The sequence below is a fragment of the Pseudonocardia parietis genome, from assembly GCF_017876315.1.
Classification (GTDB): domain Bacteria; phylum Actinomycetota; class Actinomycetes; order Mycobacteriales; family Pseudonocardiaceae; genus Pseudonocardia; species Pseudonocardia parietis.
The window spans coordinates 4598115-4621499 of the sequence record NZ_JAGINU010000001.1 but is presented as its reverse complement, the minus strand read 5'-3'; the positions used below and the strand labels follow the sequence as shown (position 1 = coordinate 4621499).

Below are 23385 nucleotides of genomic sequence, written 5' to 3'. Positions count from 1 at the left end.
CGACCTGAGAGGGATTCTGAGAGACGGCGGTTCTAGGCTGGAGGTTCCGTGACGAGAGGACGTGGAACTGCTGTGACCGCCACCGAGCAGCGGGCGGGCGACCGGGCGCGCAAGCCCGAGCCGTTCGCCGCGCCGAAGGGCATCCCGGAGTACTTTCCGACGGAGTCGGCGGGGTTCACGCATGTCCGCGACACGCTCGCCACGGCAGCGGCCCGTGCCGGGTACGGCCACATCGAGCTGCCGATCTTCGAGGAGACCGGGCTCTACGCCCGCGGGGTGGGGGAGTCCACCGACGTCGTCTCCAAGGAGATGTACACCTTCGCCGACCGCGGCGATCGGTCGGTGACACTGCGGCCCGAGGGCACCGCGGGCGTCGTCCGCTCGGTGATCGAGCACAACCTCGACAAGCAGGGCCTGCCGGTCAAGCTGCGCTACGCCGGGCCGTTCTTCCGCTACGAGCGCCCGCAGGCCGGTCGCTACCGGCAGCTGCAGCAGGTCGGTGTCGAGGCGATCGGGATCGACGACCCGGCGCTGGACGCCGAGGTCATCGCGGTCGCCGACGAGGGCTTCCGGGCACTCGGCCTCACCGGCTACCGGCTGGAGATCACCTCGCTCGGTGACGCCGACTGCCGGCCCGCCTACCGCGAGCGGCTGCGGAAGTTCCTCGACGGGCTCGATCTCGACGAGCCGACCCGGGCGCGCGCGACGATCAACCCGCTGCGCGTGCTCGACGACAAGCGTCCCGAGGTGCGTGCGGCGATGGCCGACGCGCCGCTGCTCATGGACCACCTGTCCGACGCCTCGGCCGAACACCACGCCGCGGTCCTGGCGCACCTCGACGACCTCGGCGTCGCCTACACCCCGAACCCGCGGATGGTGCGCGGCCTGGACTACTACACGAAGACGACCTTCGAGTTCGTCCACGACGGCCTCGGCGCCCAGTCCGGGATCGGCGGCGGTGGCCGTTACGACGGCCTGATGGCGACCCTCGGCGGGCCGGATCTCTCCGGTGTCGGGTTCGGCATCGGCGTCGACCGGACGCTGCTGGCCTGCGGCGTCGAGGGCGTCGCGCCGTGGTCGTCCGCCCGTGCCGAGGTGTTCGGGGTGCCGCTCGGCGACGCCGCGAAGCGCCGTCTGGTCACCATCGCCGCCGGCCTGCGCGCCCGCGGCGTGCGGGTCGACCTGTCCTACGGCGGCCGCGGCCTCAAGGGCGCCATGAAGTCCGCCGACCGCTCCGGTGCGCGGTTCGCGCTGGTGCTGGGGGACCGCGACATCGACGCCGGCTCGATCGGGCTCAAGGACCTCGTGTCCGGCGAGCAGCAGGACGTGCCGCTCGACGCCGTGCTCGACGCCGTGGTCACCGCGGTCGCGGCCGAGGTCGGCTGAGACCGGCGATGGTCCGGGACGACCGCGAGCACTGGGACGCGAAGCACCGCGCGCTCGGTACGCCGATCCCGCAGCCCCCGGACGCGCTGCGCGGACAGACCGACCTGCTGCCGGGCCGGGGGCGTGCGCTGGACGTGGCCTGTGGTCGCGGCACCGTCGCGGTCTGGCTGGCCGGGCGGGGCCTGGACGTCGTCGCCGTGGACGTCTCCCCGGCCGGTCTGGCCGCGGGCGCGGCGCTGGCCACCACGGAGCAGCCGCCCGGGCGGATCCGGTGGGTGGAGGCCGACCTCGACGGCGGTTTCCCGACCGAGGACGACGCCTACGACGTGGTCGTCTGCCAGCGGTTCCGGGTGCCGGAGCTGTACCCGGCGCTGGCGGCGGCCGTTGCCCCCGGCGGGCTGCTGGTGGTCACCGTGCTCTCCGAGGTCGGGGACACCGGCGGGCGGTTCCGCGCCGCGCCCGGTGAGCTGGCACAGGCGTTCGGTGAGCTGGAGATCGTGATGCACCACGAGGCCGCCGGAGAGGCCCATCTGCTGGCCCGCCGACCGTCCTGAGCGGGCCCCGGTCGGCCTGGGGGTCAGCGGCGGGCCACGACCAGAGCCGCCAGCCCGGTCGTCACCGGGACCGCGGCGACCAGGCCGATGCTGCCGACCAGCGTCCTGACGATCTCGGTCGCCACGTCCTGGCTGGTCAGCACCTCGGAGACCCCGCCGGCGGCGACGGTGAACAGCAGCAGCAACGGCAGCGCCGCACCGGCGTAGGCCAGCACCAGGGTGTTCACCGCGGACGCGACGTGGTCGCGCCCGATCCGCATCCCCGCGGTGAACAGCTCCCTCGCCCCGAGCCCCGGGTTCGCCGCGCCGAGCTCCCACACCGCCGAGGCCTGGGTGACCGTGACGTCGTCCAGGGCGCCCAGCGCGCCGATCACCAGGCCGGCCAGCACCAGCCCGCGCGGGTCGATCGGGACCCCGGGCCCGAGCGTGCCGATCAGGTTCGCGGTCGTGTCGTCCAGCCCGGTCAGCCGGGCGGCCGCGGTGAACGCGGAGCCCAGGACCCCGATCAGGGCCAGTGAGGCCAGCGTCCCCAGCACCGCGCAGGACGTCCGCGCGCTGAACCCGTGCGTCAGGTACAGCACCGCGAACATGATCAGGCACGCGCCGGTGACGGCGACGGCGAGCGGTGGGTTCCCGGACAGGATCGACGGCAGCACGAACCACAGCAGGACCGCGAAGCTCAGCAGCAAACCCACCAGTGCGGCGAGCCCGCGCAACCGCCCGAGCAACACGACGGACAGCGCGAACGCCGCCGCCAGCCAGGCCAGCGCGGAGCTGCGCTGGAAGTCGTTGAGCTGGTAGGAGCCCGCCTCGTCGGGGTTCCCGCCGGACCAGGCGAGCGAGACCGGATCCCCGACCGTGAACCGCGGGCTGGACGGCTCGTTCGGCACCAGCTGCACGAGCTCGCGGCCGCTGCGGGGCCCGTCGGTCATGGTGACGGTGACGCCGGTACAGGCACCGTCTCCCGAGCCGGGGGCGCAGTCGGCGACCTGGACGGCGGTCACGTCGCCGTGCACCTGCTGGGTCGGCGGCAGGTCCGGTTCCGGGATCTGGCCCGGCCACAGCAGCGCCACCCCGGCCAGGGTGGCGAGCGCACACGGGACGAGCAGCGCGACCAGCAGATTCCGGACCCGGCGTCCGGCCGGGGTGGCGGCGCCGTGCCCGTGGCCGTGGCCATGCCCGTGATCCTGGCGGTCACCGGTGGCCTGCTCAGGTCCGCCGGTGGTCGCGGGGCAGTCGGCCCACGACGACGGGTCACCTGGTGCGGGGGCGTCGTCCTCCTCCGCCCGGCGGCGGGCGGCCCGGCGTCCGGTCTCGCCCGGGCCCGGTCGCACCGGCGGCCCGATCGGCGCCGTGTGGTCGAGCTCCGATCCGGGGGACGGGTCCGGGGCGTGCCCGGCGGGCCGGTCCTCCGCCCGGCGACGCCCGCCCCGGGGCGGCCGTGCGTCCGGCCGCGGCCGGGCCGGGTGCCGCGGCTCGCCCTCCGGCGGCGCCGGTCTGCGGGGATCGGGCGGGTGCACTCCGCCATCCTCGCAGTCGATCACCGGCTCGGAGACCGGTGCTCGCCCGGAGGGCACCGCCCGGCGACGGCCGGTTGCCTCGTGTTCGAACTTGTGTTCGAGTAGAGCTGTGCGGTGGAGCGGACAGCAGGTGGGATTCGACGGGATCGGCGCGGACGCGGCGCTGCCGGGTATGCGCGGGCTGCTGCGCTCCGTGCGCACCCCGGAGTTCGCGGGCGCGGTGTTCCACGAGGTGGAGGCGCGGTCGGTGCTGAACCGGGTGGCGTCGTCGTCACCCGTGCCGTTCGGCTGGACGGTGAACCCGTACCGGGGCTGCTCGCACGCGTGCACGTACTGCCTCGACGGCGCGACACCGGTGCTGGCCGCCGACGGCCGGTCCCGCCCGATCGCGGACCTGCGCGCGGGCGACGAGGTCGTGGGCACGGTGGCGGACGGACAGAACCGTCGCCGGTTCGTCCGCACCCCGGTGCTCGCCCACTGGTCCACCCGTCGTCGTGCGCAGCGGGTCACGCTCGACGACGGGACGGTGCTGGTCACCTCAGCGGAGCACCGCTTCCTGACCCGCGACGGCTGGGCGCACGTCCGCCCCGGGCGGTGCCGGTCGTCGGTGGACCGGCCGCACCTGCGCCCCGGGACGGCGCTCGTCGGGCCCGGAGCCGCCACCGTGCCGCCCGGTGTGCGATCGGAGGGCTACGGGGCCGGCTACCTCTGTGGCCTGGTCCGGGCCGACGCGGTCCGCGCCCGGGTCCGGGCCGAGCCGTTCCCGTCGGCGTGGGTGGAGCTGGAGGCACTGGCCCGGGCGCATCACCTGCTGACGGCGCGGCACGTGGCCGGAGCCGTGCCCGGACCGGTGTCCGGTCAGGGCGGGGTGGCGGCGGCCCCGGAGCGCGTCTCGTCACCGGCATCGTGGCCGGCCCGGCCGGACGCCGCGTGGAGCGCGGGTTTCCTCGGTGGGGTGCTCGACGCGTGCGGGGAGGTGAGCGCGGGCGTCCTACGGGTCGTGCCCGGCGACGAGCAGCTCACCCGGGCGACGGTCGACGCGCTGCGCCGCCTCCGGTTCCGGGTCGCGTCCGAGCCCTCCGGCCGGGCGGGCACCCGCGCACTGCGGGTGCTGGGTGGCGCCGCCGAGCAGCTGCGGCTGGTCGCGGTCGCCGATCCGGCCGTCGCCCGGGTCCGCGACGTCACGGGTGCGCTCGTGGAGGAACCGCCGGACGGTGCCCCGCGCGTCGTCGACGTCCACGACACCGGCGAGGTGGTGCCGATGTTCGACATCACGACCGGCACCGGTGACTTCGTCGCGGCCGGCGTCGTCAGCCACAACTGCTTCGCCCGCAACACGCACACCTACCTGGACCTGGACGCGGGCGCCGACTTCGACTCGCAGATCGTGGTGAAGGTCAACGTGGCGCGGGTGCTGGAGCGGGAGCTGGCGCGTCCGGGCTGGCGGCGCGAGCACGTCGCGATGGGCACCAACACCGACCCCTACCAGCGCGCCGAGGGCCGCTACCGGCTGATGCCCGGGGTGATCGCCGCGCTCGCCCGGTCCGGCACACCGTTCTCGATCCTCACCAAGGGGACCGTCCTGACCCGGGACCTGCCCGACCTGGCCGCCGCGCACGCCGACGTCCAGGTCGGTACCGGGGTCTCGATCGCGCTGCTGGACCGCGAGCTGTCCGCCCGGCTCGAACCCGGGACACCGAGCCCGCAGGCCAGGCTCGACCTGGTCCGCCGGATCACCGACGCCGGCCTGCCGTGCGGGGTGATGGTCGCACCCGTCCTGCCCTGGCTGACCGACTCCGAGGAGGCCCTCGACGCGGTGCTCGGCGAGATCGCCGCAGCCGGGGCGACCGGGGCGACGGTCCTGGCGCTGCACCTGCGGCCCGGGACCCGGGAGTGGTTCCTGCAGTGGCTGGGGCGCGAGTACCCGGCGCTGCTGCCGCGCTACGAGCGGCTGTACCGGCGCGGTGCCTACGCCGGCCGGGACTACCGCGAGGCACTGCACCGCCGGGTCGTCCCGCTGCTCGCCCGGCACGGTCTGGACCGGGTGGTGCCCGATCGGCCCGTGCAGGGCGGTGTCGGCGCCGGGACGCCGGTCGCAGCCCCCGGCGAGCCACCACCGGGGGACTCCGGGTGCCGGCAGCTGAGCCTGCTGTAGCGCTGTGTGTCCGCTGCGCCCGGCCGCCGCGCCACACCCCGCCGGGCGATCCGAAGCCTGGTCGCGGGGCGGTCGGGGCGGGCCGATAGCCTTGACCGCCGTGATGCGAACCCACCCCGTCGGCACGTTGCGTGCCGAGAACGCCGGCCAGACCGTGACCCTCGCCGGATGGGTGGCCCGCCGCCGCGATCACGGCGGCGTGATCTTCATCGACCTGCGTGACCGGTCCGGATCCGCCCAGGTCGTGTTCCGTGAGGGCGAGATGGCCGAGCGCGCCCACCGGCTGCGGTCCGAGTTCTGCGTGCAGGTCGTCGGCGAGGTGATCCGCCGCCCCGCGGGCAACGAGAACCCGGAGCTGCCCACCGGTGACATCGAGGTCACGGTCACCGAGCTGACGGTGCTCTCGGAGTCGGCCCCGCTGCCGTTCCCGATCGACGAGCACACCGGTGTCGGCGAGGAGATCCGGCTGACCCACCGCTACCTCGACCTGCGCCGCGCCGGCCCGGCCGCGGCCATGAAGCTCCGCAGCGATGCCAACAAGGCCGCCCGCGACGTGCTCGCCGGCGAGGACTTCATCGAGGTCGAGACCCCGACCCTGACCCGGTCCACCCCGGAGGGCGCCCGCGACTTCCTCGTCCCGGCCCGGCTGCGGCCCGGCTCCTGGTACGCGCTGCCGCAGAGCCCGCAGCTGTTCAAGCAGCTGCTGATGGTCGGCGGGCTGGAGCGCTACTACCAGATCGCCCGCTGCTACCGCGACGAGGACTTCCGCGCCGACCGGCAGCCCGAGTTCACCCAGCTCGACATCGAGATGAGCTTCGTCGAGCAGGACGACGTCATCGCGCTCGCCGAGAAGGTGCTGGCCGCGCTGTGGAAGCTGGTCGGCTACGAGATCCCGGGCCCGATCCCGCGGATGAGCTATGCCGAGGCGATGAGCCGCTACGGCTCGGACAAGCCGGACCTGCGCTTCGGCATCGAGCTGACCGAGCTGACGTCGTACTTCGAGGGCACGAACTTCCGCGTCTTCCAGAACCCCTACGTCGGCGCCGTCGTGATGCCGGGCGGGGCCACGCAGCCGCGCAAGGTGCTCGACGGCTGGCAGGAGTGGGCCAAGCAGCGCGGGGCCCGCGGGCTGGCCTACGTCCTGATCGGCGAGGACGGCACCGTCGACGAGCGTGGCCCGGTCGTCAAGAACCTGTCCGACGCCGAGCGCGCCGGCCTGGCCGCGGCCGTCGGTGCGAACCCCGGCGACTGCATCTTCTTCGCCGCCGGTAAGCCGGGCGAGGCGCGGGCCCTGCTGGGTGCCGCCCGTGGCGAGATCGCGCGGCGGATCGGCGCGATCGACGAGTCCGCCTGGTCGTTCGTGTGGATCGTGGACGCACCGCTGTTCGAGTCGGCCGCCGACTCCGACGACGTCGCGGTCGGCGCCGGAGCCTGGACCGCGCTGCACCACGCGTTCACCTCGCCGACCCCGGACTGGATCGACACGTTCGAGCAGGCGCCGGGCGACGCGCTGGCCTACGCCTACGACATCGTCTGCAACGGCAACGAGATCGGCGGCGGATCGATCCGTATCCACGACGCCGATGTCCAGAAGCGGGTCTTCGAGATCATGGGCCTGACCGAGGCCGAGGCCAAGGAGAAGTTCGGCTTCCTGCTCGACGCGTTCTCCTACGGGGCCCCGCCGCACGGCGGCATCGCGTTCGGCTGGGACCGGATCACCGCCCTGCTGGCGGGGGTCGACTCGATCCGTGAGGTCATCGCGTTCCCGAAGACCGGTGGCGGCTTCGACCCCCTCACCGCGGCACCGGCGCCGATCACCGCGGCCCAGCGCAAGGAGGCCGGCGTGGACGCCAAGCCGGCGCAGCCCGCGCCCGGCGGATCGGCGCCCGGCAAGCCCGGCGAGACCGGCGGGGGCGCACCGGAGAAGCCCGGCCCGGCCGCGTAGCCGACGGCGTCGGACCACCAGCCGCACGCATTCCGAAGGGTAGGGTCTCCTGCGATGACCGATCCGCAGGCGACTCCCGGCGCGGTCGCGGCGGTGGCCGGGGCGGCCCGGCTGCTGTCCCGGCGGGCGGGTTCCGAGGTGGAACTCTGCGAGCCGGAGGATCTCGGCGGCAGCGGCACCTCGGTCGTGGCCCGGGCCCGCATGGCGCAGAACCCGTTCTCGGACCGGCGCAGTGTCGTGATCAAGCAGTACCAGGGCGACCCCGGCACGTCCGACCCGTTCCGCTACGAGGTCGCGTCCTGCCAGCTGTTCACGGCGCTGCCGACCGACGTCCGGCCCAGCCCGGTGATCATCGCGCACGATCCCGAGCAGCGGCTGCTCGTGCTCGAGGACCTCGGGCGCAGCATGACGCTGGCCGACAAGCTGTTCGGCCCGGACCGGGAGGCCGCGCGCAACTGCCTGCTCGGCTGGGCCCGCGGGCTCGGCCGGATGCAGGCCGCGACCGCCGGCCGGGAGGGCGACTTCGGTGCGCTGTTGCGGCGGCTGGGGGAGAAGGTCCGTCGTGACCCGATCGCCGACCAGGCCCGCGCCGCGCTCGCCGGACTGCCGGAGCTGCTCGCCGGAGCACTCGGCGTCGACGTGCCGGAGGTGGCGGTGCTGGAGGCGCGGGGCGGCGTCCGGCTGCTCGGCGGTACCGGCTTCCGGGCGTTCAGCCCGTCCGACACCTGCCCGGACAACAACCTCGTGACCAGCCGCGGGGTCCGGTTCGTCGACTTCGAGTGGGGCTGCTTCCGGGACGTGGTGCTGGACGCCGCCTACGTGCGCGTCCCGTTCCCCGGTTGCTCCGCCAGCTTCGGGCTGCCCGGACCGATGGCCGCCCAGATGCTCGACGCGTGGCGGGCCGAGGTCGCCCCGGTCTGGCCGGAGCTCGACGACCCGGAGATGCTCGGGTCCCGGCTCACCGATGCGCAGCTGCTGTGGGTGTGGTGGTCGACGTGGCTGCTGCTGCCGCGGGTGCTGGAGCGGGACGGACCGATCGGCACCGATGCCGGCCGCTCACCCCGGATCTCCACCGCGCTGCGCCACTACTGGCGCGGCCTCGGTGAGGTCGCCGCGGTGACCCACCGTCCGGCGACCGCGGAGCTGGCCGCCGCCGTCGTCGACGCGATGGACGACCGGTTCCCGGACGCGCCGTCCGAGCTGCCGGTGTTCCCGGCGTTCCGGATACCCGAGCGGTAGCGGAACCCCCGCGGTCCGACGGCCGGACGGTGTGACGTGATCGTCAGTAAGGGGGTGCCGCCGTCCGTGGACGACGGCCCGCGTGACACACTCTGCGTACACGTTCGTCCACGTTCCGGGGTGGTTGATGGGTACCGGCGATTCTCGTCCGGGTGGTCCGGCGTCCGCTGATTTCTCGACCGGGCCGGTCGCACTGCGGATCCTCGTCGGGACGCACCTCAAGCGGCTTCGCGAGGCCGCCGGGGTCAGCCGGGCGGTCGCCGCCGACCTGCTGCGCGGTTCCGAGGCGAAGATCAGCCGGATGGAGTCGGGCCGGGTCGGTTTCAAGCAGCGCGACGTCGCCGATCTGCTGACCCTCTACGGCCAGACCGACGAGTCCGAGCGCGAGGACCTGCTCGGGCTCGCCCGGCGGGCCAGCGAGCCGGGCTGGTGGCAGCCGTTCAACGACACGATGCCGGAGTGGTTCTCCACCTACGTCGGGTTGGAGCAGGCGGCCGCCACCATCCGGACGTACGAGCCGCAGTTCGTCCCCGGGCTCCTGCAGACCGAGGGCTACGCGCGCGCGGTGATCGAGCTCGGGCGTCCCGGGCCGGCGGAGGACATCGACCGCCGGGTCGCGCTGCGGATGGGGCGCCAGCAGATCCTGGAGTCGCCGTCGGCGCCGGAGTTCTGGGCGATCGTCGACGAGGCGGCGCTGCGCCGCCCGGTCGGCAGCGACCAGGTGATGCGCGACCAGCTCGAACACCTGCTCAAGATCTCGGATCTGCCGAACGTCACCCTGCAGGTGCTGCCGTTCAACCAGAGCGGGGCCGCCGCGACCGGCGGGCCCTTCATCCTGATGCGCTTCGCCGATGCCGACCTGCCCGACATCGTGTACCTGGAGCAGCTGACCAGCGCGCTGTACCTGGACAAGCGCACCGATGTCGAGACCTACCTGGTCCTCATCGACCGGCTCGCCGCGGCGGCCCTCACCCCGCGCCGGGCGCGGGCGTTGATCGCGTCGCTGCGCGGCAGGTTCTGAGCGCGGCAGGTCTTCCGAGCGGAGCGCCCGGTGCCGGAGCACCGGGCGCGACCTCGCTCAGGGCTTGAACGCCACCCCGCCGTACTCGATCCACTCCTTGGTCTCCTGGACCTCGGGAGCGATGCCGTCGGGACGCCAGGTGGAGACCTCGACGAGCCCGGGGTCCACGACCGAGAGCCGGCCGAAGAGCGCACGGACCTCCTCGGGCGTGCGGACCCGGCCCCAGTTGCCCTGGGTGTTGGTGAGCATCATGTCGGTGAGGCTCCGGCGGACCTCCGGGTCGTCGCTCGCCAGGTGCGAGATGATCACGGCGCTGCCCGACGGCAGCCGGTCCATCACCTGCTCGACGAGACCCGCCGGGTCGTCGGAGTCCGGGATGCAGTGCAGGAACGACAGGAACAACGCCGCGGTCGGCCTGCTGAAGTCCAGCAGCCCGGTGACCTCCGGGTCGCTGTAGATGGTGGCGAAGTCGCGCACGTCGGCCTGGACGACCGTCGACGCCTCGTTCTGCTCGAGCAGCGCCCGGCCGTGCGCCAGCACGATCGGGTCGTTGTCGATGTAGACCACCCGCGACGCGGGATCGACGGCCTGGGCGACCTGGTGGACGTTGTCCTGGGTGGGCAGGCCCGAGCCGTGGTCGAGGAACTGCCGGATGCCGTGCTCCTGGGCCAGGTACCGCACGGCGCGGATGAGGAACCGGCGGTTGTTGATCGCCAGCGCCGCCGTGCCGGGCGCGGCCTCGGACAACGCGGCACACGCCTGCCGGTCGACCTCGTAGTTGTCCTTGCCGCCGAGATAGTGGTCGTACATCCGCGCCACGCTCGGCGTGGAGACGTCGACCTCCGACGGGGTGGTCGCCCGGGCTCGATCCATCCTGTACCGCTCCTCACCTCGATCTACGTGCACGCCCGCCGGATCCGCGCGCTCGCGCACGCACGGTACACATCGGATCCGGGCGTGCCGATGGTAACGGTCGGCGGAGGTCTCGGACCTGCCACCCGGTGGCCTCGCACACAGCCATTCGGATGATCGAATGCCTGCTACGGTTGCATTTGCATTCGTACTGGACGTCGGGAGGAAAGTCATGGGTGAGATCGCACTGCCGGACGGTCTTCGGTGGCGCAAGAGCGCGCGGAGCAACCCCAACGGCGCGTGCGTCGAGGTCGCGCCACTGCCGGACGGCGGTGCCGCGCTGCGCAACTCGACCAGGCCCGACGGCGCGTACGTCACCTACACGCGTGCCGAGATCACGGCGTTCGTGCAGGGCGTGCAGGACGGCGAGTTCGACGACCTGATCGCGCGCTGACCCGCGGCTACAGGCGTCGCAGGAAGTTCCCGATCCGCTCGACGGCCTGCTCCAGCTGGGGCAGCGCCGTCGCGTACGAACAGCGGATGTGGCCTTCGCCCGACGGGCCGAACACGTTCCCCGGGACGACGGCGACCGACTCCTCCCGCAGCAGCCGCTCCGCGAACGTCTCGGCGTCGAGGCCCGTGGAACGGATGCTCGGGAACGCGTAGAACGCCCCGGCCGGCTCCGGGCACTCCAGGCCCGCCTCGCGCAGCCCCTTCACGAACACCCGCCGGCGCCGGTCGTAGTCGGCGACCATCCCGGCGACCTCGCCCTCGGCGTTCGACAGTGCCTCCACCGCCGCGACCTGGGACACGTGCGGGGCGCACAGCATCGTGTACTGGTGCACCCGCAGGCACAGCTCCGCGATCGGCCGGGGTGCGGCGAGCCAGCCGACCCGCCAGCCGGTCATCGCCTGCGCCTTGGAGAACCCGCCGAGCACGACCGTCCGCTCCCGCGCGCCCGGGACCGCGCCCAGACAGGTGTGCGTGCCGTCGTAGGTGAGCCGGTCGTAGATCTCGTCGGACAGCAGGTACAGGTCGTGTCGCTCGGCCAGCGCGACGAGCGCGCGGAGTACCTCGGGCGGCTGCACCGCGCCGGTCGGGTTAGCCGGTGACCCGATCAGGATCGCCTTCGTCCGCGGCGTCACCGCGGCCTCGACGGCGGCGACGTCGATCGCGAAGCCGTCCTCGGCCCGCGTCGGCACCCCGACCGGCGTGCCCCCGGCGAACGACACGCACGGCTGGTAGGCGACGTAGCAGGGCTCGGGGACGATCACTTCCTCGCCCGGGTCGAGCAGCACCCGCAGCGCCAGGTCGAGCCCCTCGGAGACACCCGTGGTGACCAGGCACTCGGTACCGGGGTCGTAGTGCGCGTCGTAGCGCGACGCCAGGTCGGCACAGATCAGCTCGCGCAGCCGGGGCAGGCCCGCGTTGGCCGTGTAGGTCGTGTAGCCGTGTTCGAGGGCGTAGATCCCGGCCTCGCGGATCCGCCACGGCGTCACGAAGTCCGGCTCGCCGACACCGAGCGAGATGACGTCGTCCATCTCCGCGGCGATGTCGAAGAACCGCCGGATGCCCGACGGCGGGATGGCCGTGATCGTCGTGTTGAGCGGCTTCACGGCGTCACCGGCAGGCGGTGGTCCGGCTCGGGCTCGGCGAACGAGTCGCCGTCGCGCTTGTGGGTGGCCAGCACGAAGTGGGTGGCCGTGGCGCGCACCCGGTCGATCGTGGACAGCTTCTGCGAGACGAAGTCGCTGATCGACCGGATGTCCGGGCCGACGACGGTGCAGCGCAGGTCGTGTCCACCGGAGACCAGGTAGCAGTCGCGGACCTCGTCGAACCGGGAGATGCGGGTGGCCACGTCGTCGAACCCGACCCCGCGGGCCGGGCTCACCGAGACGTCGATGAACGCCGTGACCCGGGCGCCGCCGCGGCCGGCCGGCTCGACGCCGTGACCGCCGTCCTCGTACCGGGCCCAGTCGACGACGGCGCGGTGCCGCCGGATCACGCCGGTCCGTTCCCACTCGGCGATCCGGGCGTCGACCTCCTCCACCGGCAGGCCGACCATGGTCGCGACGGTGTCGTGGCTCAGCGCCGCGTCGCGTTCGAGCAACTCGAGGATCTCCCGCACGCCGCCGACCCTACGACGCGCTCATCGCGACCGCCGACCGCCACGGGGAACCGCCGCGGAACGGGGCACGGCCGGGAAGGGAAGACACGATCGCATTCCGAACCGTGCTGATCGTGCGCGCGGGGGGATAGCGTCATGAGCCATGACGAGTCAACCGCCGTACGGCGGTTCGGGAGAGAACCCGGAGAGCGGCAACCCACAGGGGCAGTACGGCCAGCAGGGCCAGTACGGCCAACCGGGACAGCAGGGCCAGCCCGGCCAGCCGAACCCGTACGGCCAGCCCGGTCAGCCGAGCCAGCCCGGTCAGGCGGGCCAGTACGGCCAGCCCAGCCAGTACGGCCAGCCCAGCCAGTACGGGCAGGCGGGCCAGTACGGCCAGCCGGGCCAGGCGCCGTACGGGGGCGGGGCACCGGGCGCGTACCCGCAGGGCCTACCGCCGGGCGGCTACTCCGCAGCCCCGGCCGGCAGCAGCGCGCCCCCGCCGCCGTCGAACCCGTTGACCGCCCTGTTCGACTTCGGGTTCAACCAGTTCGTGACGCCCTACGTCGTCAAGTACCTCTACATCCTGCTGACCGTCGTGCTCGTGATCGGCTGGCTGGTCGTGGTGGTGACCGGGTTCTCCCAGGGCTTCCTGTTCGGCCTGCTGGCACTGTTCGGCGGCGCGGTCGCCTTCCTGATCTACCTGACCCTGATCCGGGTGACGCTGGAGTTCTACTACGCGGTCGTGCGGATGTCCGAGGACATCCACCATCGGCGCTGAGGACTGCCGGCCCCGCCGCCGTCCGTGTCACGAATCGGGGGCGACCCGGTGAACTCGCGCCCGATGGTGGCGCCGCAGGGCTAGGGTCCGCGCGCATGAGCAACGAACCGCCACAGGGCGGTGACCCCCAGCAGGGGGCCGGGGGGCCGGGGCCGGACAGCCAGGGGGAGCAGGCCCAGGGCGGGCCGCCGTACCCGCAGGACCCGGCAACGGGTCAGCAGTACGGCCGGCCTGCCGAGGGCCAGCAGCCCTCCGGGCAACAGCCGTACCAGCCGTACGGCCAGGACCCCTCCCAGCAGCAGTACGGGCAGCAGCCCTATGGCCAGCAGCCCTACGGCCAGCCCCAGTACGGCGAGCCCCAGTACGGGCAGCAGCAGCCCTACGGTCAGCCCCAGTACGGCGGGCAGCAGCCCTACGGCCAGCAGTACGCCCAGCCCTACGGTGGCGCCCCGGCGCCCGGCTACCCGGGTACGGGGGCGCCCGGCGGTACCTCGCCGGACCCGCTGGTCCCGTTCTCCTTTGGAGACTGGTTCTCCAAGGTCATCGGCGTCGTGCAGCGCAGCTGGAAGCCGTTGCTGATCATCCAGGTCGCCGTCTACGTGCCGGTCGCGATCCTCCAGGCGGTCCTGCAGCTCCTCGGCCTGCAGGCCACCGCGGGCCCGACCGACTTCGACCCGACGGACGAGTTCGTCGGCGGAGGGGCCGCCGCGGTCGGTGTGGTCGGCCTGCTGATGCTCGTGGTGACGCTGGTGCTGGGCGCGCTCGCCCAGGCGGCGTCGGTGTTCGTCATCGTGCGCGACGCGGCCCAGCGTCCCTACGCACCGCAGCACGTGTTCGCGTTCGCGAAGTCCCGGGCTCTGGCGGTGATCGGCTGGAGCCTGCTGGCCGGCCTGCTGATCACGATCGGCTTCATCCTGCTCGTCCTGCCGGGCCTCTATCTCGCGGTGATCTTCGGTGGCGCGCTCACCGGGGTCGTGGTGATCGAGCGGGCCGGGATCGGGCGCGCGTTCACCCTGGTCAACCCGCGGTTCTTCCCGGTGCTCGGCCGGTTCGTGGTGTTCATCCTGCTCGCGTTCGTCTTCGTCATCGTCGTGAGCATGGTGAGTGCGGCGCTCGCGCTCGGGAACCCCGTGGTGGCGGGCCTGATCAGCTCGGTCCTCACGCTGCCGGTCACCCTCGCCGGCGCGGCGGCCGCGGTCGTCATCTACGCGGAGAACCGATTCCACGAGCAGAACCGGGTGCACACCCCGGTCCTCGCCGACGAGATCGACCGCCCCTGACCGACGGGCCGGGGCCGGTGCCCTGGCAGGCTGGGCGGTGATGAGCACCGACGGCCTGTTCGACATCGACCCCGGTCCGGGCGACGACGACCCGGCTCCGCGGCCGGACGCCCCGCTCGCGGCGCGGATGCGCCCGCGCAGCCTGGACGAGGTCGTCGGCCAGCCCGAGCTGCTGAAGCCCGGAGCCCCGCTGCGCCGCCTGCTCGAGGGCGGTGCGGCGGCGTCGGTGCTGCTCTACGGCCCGCCAGGGACCGGGAAGACCACCCTCGCCCGGCTGATGGCCGGGGCCGGGGGCGGGGCCGACATCCGTTCCTCCGGTGCTGCGGCCGGGCGGCACTTCGTCGCCCTCTCGGCGCTCTCGGCCGGGGTGAAGGAACTGCGCGCCGTCATCGAGGAGGCACGCCGGCGCCGCGACCGCGACGGCACGACGACCGTCCTGTTCATCGACGAGGTCCACCGCTTCTCCCGTACCCAGCAGGACGCGCTGCTCGGCGCGGTCGAGGACCGGCTCGTCCTGCTCGTCGCGGCGACCACCGAGAACCCGTCGTTCTCAGTGGTGTCCCCGCTGCTGTCGCGCTCGCTGGTGCTGCAGCTGCAGTCGCTGGGGGAGGACGACGTCCGCGAGCTGCTCCGGCGGGCCGTCGCCTCCGAGCGGGGCCTGGCCGGCACGGTGTCACTGACCCCCGACGGCGAGGACGCCCTGGTACGGCTGTCGGCCGGCGACGGCCGCCGCGCCCTCACCGCGCTGGAGGCCGCCGCCGACGGGGCCCTCGGGGCGGAGGAGACGGCGGTCGACCTCGCCGCCGTCGAACGTGCGGTGACCGAGGTCGCCGTGCGCTACGACCGGGCCGGGGACCAGCACTACGACGTCATCAGCGCGTTCATCAAGTCGATCCGCGGCTCCGACCCGGACGCCGCGCTGCACTACCTCGCGCGCATGATCGTCGCGGGGGAGGACGCCCGCTTCATCGCTCGCAGGCTGATGGTGCACGCCTCGGAGGACATCGGCCTGGCCGACCCGACCGCGCTGCCGGCCGCGACGGCCGCCGCCCAGGTGGTCCAACTCGTCGGGATGCCGGAGGCGCGGCTCGCGCTGGCCCAGGTCACCGTGCACCTGGCCACCGCGCCCAAGTCCAACGCGGTGATCGGCGCGATCGACGCGGCGATGGCCGACGTGCGCTCCGGCCAGGTCGGGGGCGTGCCGGCGCACCTGCGCGACGGGCACTACGCCGGGGCGCAGAAGCTCGGCAACGCCGTCGGCTACCGGTACCCGCACGACGACCCGGACGGCGTGCTGCGCCAGCAGTACCCGCCGGACGACGTCGTCGGGATCGACTACTACACGCCGTCCGGGCGTGGCCACGAGCGCACGCTCGCCGAGCGGGTGCCGAAGCTGCGCCGCGTCGTGCGCGGCGCCCGGGACTGAGGGTCAGCCCGTCGTCAGGCTCAGACCGAGCGCGTTCGTCGCGGTGCGGATCGGGGTGAAGTAGCTGGTGCAGTTGTCCGCGCCGCCTGCGCCGGTGTGCACGCCCTGGGCCTGCCCGTCGGAGGTGATGTACGGGGCGCCCGAGTCGCCCTCCTGGGCGCAGGTGCCGACGGAGGTGAGGCCGGACTGCGCCTGGCCCTCGAAGTTCACCGTCACGTCGGTGCGCTGGACGGTCCCGCAGGACCGGCCGCTGGTGGAGCCGTAGAGGCAGACCGACGACCCCACCGGCGCGACCTTCGACCCGGTCACCCGGGTTCCGGAGACCGTGGGCGACGCGCTCCCGGACTCGACCGGGACGGCGCCGACGTCGATACCGTCGCCCGCCGACCGGGCACCGGTGCCGATCGTGGCCTGCTCGGAGTCGTACCAGGTCGAGGACCCGCGGGTGCAGTGCCCCGCGGTGAGCACCCAGTCGCCCGCGGAGTCCGACGCCGCGAACCCGGCGGTGCAACGCCGGTTGCCGTCGCTGATCGTGTCCCCGCCGGCCACCGCCGCCTGCCGGTGCGGCGCGCCGGCCACCCGCTCCACCCGCACCGCGGACGGGTCCAGCCCGGCGGTGAGGTCACGGGTCAGCGCGTCGGCCCCGGGGCCCTCGACGACGTCGAGCACGACCTGCGCGGACCGCGGGTCCACGCCGTACGACGCGAGACCGGCCGGCATCGCCCCGGCGGTGCGGGTCGTGAGTGCCTCCAGCGTGGCGCCGGTGTCGCGCCGCGGCTCGTCGCGGACCACCGGGGTGGCCCCGAGCCCGGTCAGCACCGGGGCGAGCGCCGGGTCCCAGGTCCCGGCCATCAGCTTGCCGTCCTCGAACCAGACCCCGGCCAGCGAGACGCCCGCGGCCTCGGTCACGGCCGGCAACAGGTCCGTCGCGGCGATCTCGGTCAGCACCGGGAGGTCCACGGGCAGCGCCGGGGTGGCGAGCGAGGGGACGGCGGTGCCTACTCCGATCGCGGCGGCGCCGGCGAGAGCGGCGAGGAGCAGTCGGCGAGGGCGGCGCAAGGGCACGGAGGGGATCCTTCGGGGAGCGGTCGGGCCGTGACACACGGTTCAACGACGCTGCTGCGTTCGGGTCACGCCCGACCGGCACTCGCGACTCTGTGACCTCATCAGGACGACCGGCCGTACCCCGGTTGCGCCGGCAGGGCGAACGGCCCTACCCCGCGTTGCTTCGTACCGCAAATTGTGCATGTTGATTGACCCCGATCGAGTGACTGGCCAGGGTTGATCGCAGGCCGGGGGGCGAGCGGGGCGGAGCTGCCGGAGCCCCGCCATCTCCCCGACATGTGGACACCTGAGCGTGCTGCCGAGCCACATCCCGTGGTTTCCGTCGCGGCACCGCGGAACGGGTGCGGCGAGGCGTGACGAAGGAGCTGGACACGATGGACAACGGGTGCGCGGTGCTGGATCCCCTCGTCACGGTCGACTCCGGTGACGGCGCCCCCGTGGCTGAGGCACCGCCACCGAACCCCGCCGCGGACCTGCTCCCGCCCGAGCTGCTCCGAGCCGCCGTCGCCGGTGACCCGCGTGCGGTCGCGCTGCTGCTCTCCCGGGTCCAGCCGCAGGTCGAGCGGTTCTGCCGGGCCCGTCTCGGCCGCCGGGAGACCACCCTCGGGTCGGCCGACGACGTCGCCCAGGACGTCTGCATGGCCGTCCTCGCCGTCCTGCCGGACTACCGCCTGTCCGGGATGTCGTTCCGGGCGTTCGTGTTCGGCATCGCCCGGCACAAGATCGCCGACGCGTTCCGGGCGATGGCCCGCAACCGCTGCGACGCCGTCGAGGACGTCCCCGAGCGGATCAGCCGCGAGGACGACCCGGAGCAGGTCGTGCTGGACGCCGAGCGCAACGCGCGGCTCGCCGACCTGATGGGCATCCTCGGCCCCCGTCAGGTCGAGATCCTCACGCTGCGTATCGCCGTCGGCCTGACCGCGGAGGAGACCGCCGACGCTCTGGGGTCCACGCCGGGTGCGGTCCGCGTCGCCCAGCACCGGGCGCTGCAGCGGCTGCGCCGCGAGCTCGAGGAACGGGCCGCCCGCCGCGCGGAGCGGCAGCGGGACGACGGGCGCGGCCGGGTCGCGCCGCCGGCTTCCGGCCGGTACGGCCGCACTGCCGCGCGGACGACGGGGCAGGCTCCGGCCCGCCCGGTCGTCGCCGGTGGCGGCGGTGCCGACGACCTGCCGGTGGCCGTCTGAGGGAGAGCCGGAGCAGAGCCGCGGACCCCGCCCGCACCGGTCGCCGGTCACCCGTACCGGAGGCCGCGGGCGCGGACCGCACACGGCCGGTGTCGGTGTGCTCGGGCGCACGCCGGCGCCGGCCGCTCCGGTGTGCGGGCCCGGGCGACGGGTATCGCGTTGCGCACGAGGAGTAGCGTGACCGGATGATTCCCGCGCAGGAGCGATCGAGGGGAGGGAGCCGCGTGACCGGCGCCGTCGCGCCCGTCTCCGCTGTGCCCGACTCCGTTCTGCCCTTCGCCGCGCCCCGCGAGCCGTTCCGGGACCGAGCGCCCGGCGCGGGCGCCTGAACGGCCCCGCTCCCGAGCCTCCCCGGTGCTGCCGCGCCGTCCCGCCGTACGGTGTTCCCGCGCAGCGGTGCCCGTTGCCGTCGCCCAGCCGTCGCCGTACCCGTCACGAGAGACCTCCGGTGCAGACCCACGAGATCGTCCGTCGTTTCACCGCCCACTTCGAGAAGCACGGGCACACCTCGGTGCCCAGCGCGTCGCTGATCCTCGAGGACCCGCAGCTGCTGTTCGTCAACGCGGGCATGGTGCAGTTCAAGCCGTACTTCCTGGGCGAGGTACCCCCGCCGTACCCGCGGGCCACGTCCATCCAGAAGTGCGTCCGCACCCCGGACATCGACGAGGTCGGCAAGACCACCCGGCACGCCACGTTCTTCCAGATGGCGGGCAACTTCTCCTTCGGTGACTACTTCAAGCGCGGTGCCATCGAGTTCGCCTGGACGCTGATCACGAACAGCCAGGGCGACGGCGGCTACGGCTTCGACCCCGAGCGCATCTGGGTCACGGTCTTCAACGACGACGACGAGGCCATCGGGCTCTGGCGCGAGATCGCCGGCCTGCCCGAGGAGCGCATCCAGCGCCGCGGCGGCGACGACAACTACTGGGACATGGGCGTGCCCGGTCCCGGCGGCCCCTGCTCGGAGATCTACTACGACCGGGGTCCGGAGTTCGGTGCCGAGGGCGGCCCGGAGGCCGACGAGGACCGCTACCTGGAGATCTGGAACCTCGTCTTCATGCAGGACGAGCGCGGCGAGCTGTCCCCGAAGAAGGGCCACCCGCCGATCGGCACCCTGCCGCACAAGAACATCGACACCGGCATGGGCGTCGAGCGGGTGGCGTTCCTGCTGCAGGGCGTCGACAACGTCTACGAGACCGACCTGGTCCGGCCCGTGATCGCCAAGGCAGAGGAGCTCTCGGGGCGCACGTACGGGCGCAACACCGAGGACGACGTCCGGTTCCGCGTCATCGCCGACCACGCCCGGTCGTCGGTCATGATCGTCGGCGACGGTGTCACTCCCGGCAACGAGGGCCGCGGCTACGTGCTGCGCCGGCTGCTGCGCCGCATCGTGCGCTCGGCCCGCCTGCTCGGCGTCACCGGGCCGTGCCTGGGCGAGTTCGCCACCGTCGTGCGGGACGCGATGTCGGCGACCTACCCGGAGCTCGCGGCGGACTTCGAGCGGATCTCGGCCGTGATCCGGGCCGAGGAGGAGACCTTCCGGGCCACCCTCACCGCCGGCGAGAAGATCTTCGACACGGCGGTCGACGAGGCGAAGCGCAGCGGACGTTCGACCCTGCCGGGCGACCAGGCGTTCGCGCTGCACGACACGTACGGCTTCCCGATCGACCTGACCCTGGAGATGGCCGAGGAGGCCGGGCTCGTCGTCGACCGCGAGCGCTTCACCGCGCTCATGGACGAGCAGCGCACCCGGGCCAAGGCCGACGCCGCCGAGCGCAAGGTCGGGTTCGTCGACGTGTCGGTGTACCGGGCCGTGCTCGACACCCACGGTGTCACCGACTTCCTCGGCTACCAGACGCTGACCTCGGAGTCCCGGGTCGTCGGCCTGCTCCGCGACGGGCAGACCGTCCCCGCCGCGGAGGAGGGCGAGCGGGTCGAGGTGCTGCTCGACCGCACCCCGTTCTACGCCGAGGCCGGTGGCCAGCAGGCCGACACCGGCGTGCTGCGCGGGGCGAGCTTCGAGGTCCGGGTGGACGACGTCCAGTCCCCGGTGGCCGGCCTGCGGGTGCACCGCGGCGTCGTGACGGCCGGGACCGTGACCCTGGACGCCGAGATCGTCACCGAGGTCGACCGCGCGCGCCGCGCCGCGGTCTCCCGCGCGCACACCGCCACCCACCTGGTGCACGCCGGTGTGCGCGGTGCGCTGGGCTCGGCCGCGGCCCAGGCCGGCTCGCTCAACGCCCCGGGCCGGCTGCGGTTCGACTTCACCTCTCCGACCGGCGCCGTGCCGGCCGCCGCGCTCGTGGAGATCGAGGAGGAGGTCAACTCGGTGCTCCAGGAGGACCGGGAGATCCAGACCTACGAGACCTCGCTGGACTCCGCGCGCAAGCTCGGCGCGATGATGCTGTTCGGTGAGAAGTACGGGGACAGCGTCCGCGTGGTCGACATGGGCGACTACTCGCGCGAGCTGTGCGGTGGCACGCACGTCGGCCGCACCGGCGAGCTCGGCCTGGTCCGGGTGCTGTCCGAGGCCTCCATCGGCTCGGGTGTCCGCCGGGTCGAGGCGCTGGTGGGGCTCGACGCCTTCAAGCACGCGACGACCGAGCACCTGCTGGTCAACCAGCTCGCCGACCAGCTCAAGGCCCGTCCGGAGGAGCTGCCGGACCGGATCGGGAGCCTGGTGGAGCGGCTGCGCACCGCCGAGCGGGACCTGGAGAAGCACCGTGCCGACGCCGTCCTCGCCTCGGGCGCGAGCCTGGCCGATGCGGCCGAGGACCTGGACGGGACCGCGCTCGTCGCCGTCACCGCGCCGGACGGGGTGACCGGCAACGACCTGCGGACCCTCGCCGCCGACGTCCGCGGCAAGCTCGGTGACCGGCCCGGCGTGGTCGCGCTGTTCGCCGTGGAGGACGGCAAGGTGTCCTTCGTCGTCGCCACCACGAAGGCAGCCCGCGACAACGGGATCGCCGCGGGGAAGCTGATCCCGGAGTTCGCGGCGGCCGTCGGCGGGCGGGGCGGTGGCAAGCCGGACCTGGCCCAGGGCGGCGGCACCGACCCGGCCGGGATCGACGCCGCCATCCAGAAGCTGCGTTCCGCGCTGCGTCCGTGACCTGGACGCGGGGGCGCCGCCTCGGTATCGACGTGGGCGCCGTCCGGGTCGGAGTCGCGATGTGCGACCCGGACGGGATCCTCGCGACCCCGGTGGAGACGGTGCCACGCGATCTCGACAGCGGGGCCGACGTGCGGCGGATCGCGGAACTGGTCGCCGAGCACGACGTCGTCGGCGTCGTGCTCGGCCTGCCGCGCAACCTGCGCGGCGAGGACGGTCCGGCCGCGCGGGCGGCCCGCGAGTTCTGCGACGCGCTGCGGGCCGGCCTCGACGTACCGGTCGAACTGACCGACGAGCGGATGACGACCGTCGTCGCGGCCCGGCAGCTCGCCGGGCGCGGGGTGAAGGGACGCAAGCAGCGCGCCGTCGTGGACCAGGCCGCGGCGGTACAGATCCTGCAGGGGTGGCTGGACCGCGAGCGCACCTCCTGACCTGGCGTGCGGCACATGATCGACACGTCCGGGCGGCTGCCCGGCACGGCCCCCGGCCCGTTACCCTCCGATGGTGAACGGCGCCGGCGAGAACGACGTGAACCGACGGTCCCGGATACGGGACCGGGTGTGAGCGCGTCGGTGACCGCCCCGCCCGTCCGCCACCGGCCGACCCCCGTGCACTTCCGGCGGCGACGGCTGGCACTGCTCGCGTCGGCGCTGCTGGCCGGGGCCGTCCTCGTGGCCGCGGCGCTGTTCCTGATCGGCCCGGACGACTACGCGGGCGGCGGCACCGGCTCGGTCGTGGTCCAGGTGAAGTCGGGCGACTCCACCAGCGCCATCGGGGAGTCCCTGGTCGCCCTGGACGTCATCAAGTCGCGGGCCGCCTTCGTCTCCGCCGCCGCCGACGAGCCGGGCATCGCACGCATCCAGCCCGGCTACTACGAGCTGCGCTCTCAGATGTCGGGCGACGCGGCCGCCGAGGCGCTGGTCGACCCGGAACGCCGGGTCGGGTTCATGGACGTCAAGGGCGGCGTGCAGCTCGACGACACCCGCGCCCCGGACGGGACCGTCAGCCCCGGTGTCCTCAGCCAGATCTCGCAGGCGACCTGCCTGGGCGAGGCCGACGGAGAGGCGCGCTGCACCGGGGTCGAGGACCTGCGGGCCGCGATGGCCGAGGCCGATCCCGCGGCGATCGGCGTCCCCGAGTGGGCGCACGCCGGGTACCGGGCCGCGGCCCCGGAGCGGCGGATGGAGGGCCTGGTCGCCCCCGGCCCGTACGACATCGACCCGCGCGGCAACCCCGAGGAGGTGCTGCGCGACGTCCTCGCGATCTCCGCCGAACGGCTCGCCGACGCAGGCCTGTCCGGGGACGACGCCTACCGCACGCTCATCCTGGCCTCGGTGGTCGAGAAGGAGGCGCTCGCCCAGGACATGCCGAAGGTCGCGCGGGTGATCGAGAACCGGCTGGCGGTGAACCAGCGCCTGGAGATGGACTCGACCGTCAACTACCCGCTGGACGTGCAGGCGTTGCGCACCACGGCCGAGGCCCGCCGGACGCCCGGCCCGTACAACACCTACATGAACACCGGGCTGCCGCCGACACCCGTCGCGTCGGTGTCGACGGCCGCGCTGCAGGCCGCCGAGAACCCGCCCCCCGGGCCCTGGCTGTTCTTCGTCCGGTGCACCACCGAGGGTGCGTCCTGCTTCGCCGTCACCTACGACGAGCACCGCGGCAACGTCGCACGGGCCCAGGCGGCGGGAGCCTTCTGAGGCGCGCCCGCGCCCCACGCGCCCCGCACCCCACGCGCCCCGCACCCCACGCACCCTG

The 23385-nt window shown here is 73.7% G+C and carries 18 protein-coding genes and 1 pseudogene; 14 read left to right on the top strand and 5 right to left on the bottom strand.

The genetic code is table 11. The features are described 5' to 3' along the window. The first annotated feature begins 72 nt into the window (after positions 1-72). Positions 73-1386, top strand: coding sequence for a histidine--tRNA ligase (gene hisS / locus JOF36_RS21845; RefSeq protein ID WP_210030255.1), 1314 nt, complete (start codon positions 73-75; stop codon positions 1384-1386). A gap of 8 nt (positions 1387-1394) precedes the next feature. Continuing rightward, positions 1395-1940, top strand: a complete 546-nt coding sequence (locus JOF36_RS21840; protein WP_210030253.1) for a class I SAM-dependent methyltransferase — start codon at positions 1395-1397, stop codon at positions 1938-1940. 23 nt (positions 1941-1963) lie between these two features. Here the strand turns inward: JOF36_RS21840 and JOF36_RS41020 are convergent, their stop codons facing one another. Then, on the bottom strand, positions 1964-3460 hold the full coding sequence (locus JOF36_RS41020) for a YibE/F family protein (RefSeq protein WP_307862516.1): 1497 nt from the start codon (positions 3458-3460) through the stop codon (positions 1964-1966). Positions 3461-3590: 130 nt separating this feature from the next. Here JOF36_RS41020 and JOF36_RS21830 point away from each other — a divergent pair, with 130 nt between their 5' ends. The 4 genes from JOF36_RS21830 to JOF36_RS21815 all read left to right on the top strand — a co-directional run bounded on the left by JOF36_RS21830 (position 3591) and on the right by JOF36_RS21815 (position 9820). Next, positions 3591-5615 carry an intein-containing Rv2578c family radical SAM protein gene (locus tag JOF36_RS21830; protein ID WP_443706275.1) on the top strand — a complete coding sequence of 675 codons (2025 nt, stop codon included), beginning with the start codon at positions 3591-3593 and terminating at the stop codon, positions 5613-5615. A gap of 100 nt (positions 5616-5715) precedes the next feature. Next, positions 5716-7560: an aspartate--tRNA ligase gene (gene aspS / locus JOF36_RS21825; protein WP_210030244.1), complete on the top strand. Its 1845-nt coding sequence runs from the start codon at positions 5716-5718 to the stop codon at positions 7558-7560. Between the two features lie 54 nt (positions 7561-7614). Next, positions 7615-8799 (top strand): hypothetical protein, encoded by a 1185-nt coding sequence (locus JOF36_RS21820; RefSeq protein ID WP_210030237.1) that lies wholly within the window; start codon positions 7615-7617, stop codon positions 8797-8799. An 82-nt stretch (positions 8800-8881) separates the two neighbouring features. After that, positions 8882-9820 carry a Sco1979 family transcriptional regulator gene (locus JOF36_RS21815; RefSeq protein ID WP_443706274.1) on the top strand — a complete coding sequence of 313 codons (939 nt, stop codon included), beginning with the start codon at positions 8882-8884 and terminating at the stop codon, positions 9818-9820. Positions 9821-9877: 57 nt separating this feature from the next. On the opposite strand, the gene JOF36_RS21810 is transcribed toward JOF36_RS21815, so the two are convergent. Then, entirely contained in the window at positions 9878-10693 is an 816-nt protein-coding gene (locus JOF36_RS21810) for an SAM-dependent methyltransferase (protein ID WP_210030235.1), read from the bottom strand. A gap of 211 nt (positions 10694-10904) precedes the next feature. Between JOF36_RS21810 and JOF36_RS21805 the strand changes: the two genes are divergently transcribed. Further along, complete coding sequence (locus tag JOF36_RS21805) at positions 10905-11126, top strand: DUF397 domain-containing protein (RefSeq protein ID WP_210030233.1); 222 nt, start codon at positions 10905-10907, stop codon at positions 11124-11126. A 7-nt stretch (positions 11127-11133) separates the two neighbouring features. Here JOF36_RS21805 and JOF36_RS21800 read toward each other — a convergent pair whose 3' ends face one another. Next, positions 11134-12288, bottom strand: a complete 1155-nt coding sequence (locus tag JOF36_RS21800; protein WP_210030231.1) for an aminotransferase class I/II-fold pyridoxal phosphate-dependent enzyme — start codon at positions 12286-12288, stop codon at positions 11134-11136. Continuing rightward, positions 12285-12800, bottom strand: coding sequence for an Lrp/AsnC family transcriptional regulator (locus JOF36_RS21795; protein WP_210030229.1), 516 nt, complete (start codon positions 12798-12800; stop codon positions 12285-12287). The genes JOF36_RS21800 and JOF36_RS21795 overlap by 4 nt, the downstream gene beginning before the upstream one ends. A 142-nt stretch (positions 12801-12942) precedes the next feature. Between JOF36_RS21795 and JOF36_RS21790 the strand changes: the two genes are divergently transcribed. From JOF36_RS21790 to JOF36_RS21780, 3 genes are all read left to right on the top strand, one after another. Continuing rightward, positions 12943-13560: a DUF4282 domain-containing protein gene (locus JOF36_RS21790; RefSeq protein ID WP_210030227.1), complete on the top strand. Its 618-nt coding sequence runs from the start codon at positions 12943-12945 to the stop codon at positions 13558-13560. Between the two features lie 95 nt (positions 13561-13655). Beyond that, complete coding sequence (locus JOF36_RS21785) at positions 13656-14840, top strand: hypothetical protein (RefSeq protein ID WP_210030225.1); 1185 nt, start codon at positions 13656-13658, stop codon at positions 14838-14840. Between the two features lie 40 nt (positions 14841-14880). Further along, a complete protein-coding gene (locus tag JOF36_RS21780; RefSeq protein ID WP_210030223.1) occupies positions 14881-16266 on the top strand; it encodes a replication-associated recombination protein A in 1386 nt (461 codons plus the stop codon). 3 nt (positions 16267-16269) lie between these two features. Here the strand turns inward: JOF36_RS21780 and JOF36_RS21775 are convergent, their stop codons facing one another. After that, positions 16270-17331, bottom strand: coding sequence for a S1 family peptidase (locus tag JOF36_RS21775; protein WP_210030221.1), 1062 nt, complete (start codon positions 17329-17331; stop codon positions 16270-16272). A gap of 374 nt (positions 17332-17705) precedes the next feature. Between JOF36_RS21775 and shbA the strand changes: the two are divergent. From shbA to JOF36_RS21755, 4 genes and pseudogenes are all read left to right on the top strand, one after another. Beyond that, positions 17706-18341 (top strand): annotated as a pseudogene (gene shbA, locus JOF36_RS41015) (RNA polymerase sigma factor ShbA); the annotation flags it as partial. 622 nt (positions 18342-18963) lie between these two features. Further along, a complete protein-coding gene (alaS, locus tag JOF36_RS21765) occupies positions 18964-21624 on the top strand; it encodes an alanine--tRNA ligase (RefSeq protein ID WP_210030219.1) in 2661 nt (886 codons plus the stop codon). Continuing rightward, positions 21621-22055 carry a Holliday junction resolvase RuvX gene (gene ruvX / locus JOF36_RS21760; protein ID WP_210030217.1) on the top strand — a complete coding sequence of 145 codons (435 nt, stop codon included), beginning with the start codon at positions 21621-21623 and terminating at the stop codon, positions 22053-22055. The genes alaS and ruvX overlap by 4 nt, the downstream gene beginning before the upstream one ends. 129 nt (positions 22056-22184) lie before the next feature. Further along, entirely contained in the window at positions 22185-23327 is a 1143-nt protein-coding gene (locus JOF36_RS21755; protein ID WP_210030215.1) for an endolytic transglycosylase MltG, read from the top strand. Positions 23328-23385: the final 58 nt, after the last annotated feature.

What these genes read in the sequence shown, in the direction of transcription:
- JOF36_RS21840 (WP_210030253.1), top strand. Translation starts at nt 1,395, where the DNA reads ATGGTCCGGGACGACCGCGAGCACTGGGACGCGAAGCACCGCGCGCTC.
- JOF36_RS21820 (WP_210030237.1), top strand. Translation starts at nt 7,615, where the DNA reads ATGACCGATCCGCAGGCGACTCCCGGCGCGGTCGCGGCGGTGGCCGGG.
- JOF36_RS21810 (WP_210030235.1), bottom strand. Translation starts at nt 10,693, where the DNA reads ATGGATCGAGCCCGGGCGACCACCCCGTCGGAGGTCGACGTCTCCACG.
- JOF36_RS21805 (WP_210030233.1), top strand. Translation starts at nt 10,905, where the DNA reads ATGGGTGAGATCGCACTGCCGGACGGTCTTCGGTGGCGCAAGAGCGCG.
- JOF36_RS21790 (WP_210030227.1), top strand. Translation starts at nt 12,943, where the DNA reads ATGACGAGTCAACCGCCGTACGGCGGTTCGGGAGAGAACCCGGAGAGC.
- JOF36_RS21785 (WP_210030225.1), top strand. Translation starts at nt 13,656, where the DNA reads ATGAGCAACGAACCGCCACAGGGCGGTGACCCCCAGCAGGGGGCCGGG.
- JOF36_RS21780 (WP_210030223.1), top strand. Translation starts at nt 14,881, where the DNA reads ATGAGCACCGACGGCCTGTTCGACATCGACCCCGGTCCGGGCGACGAC.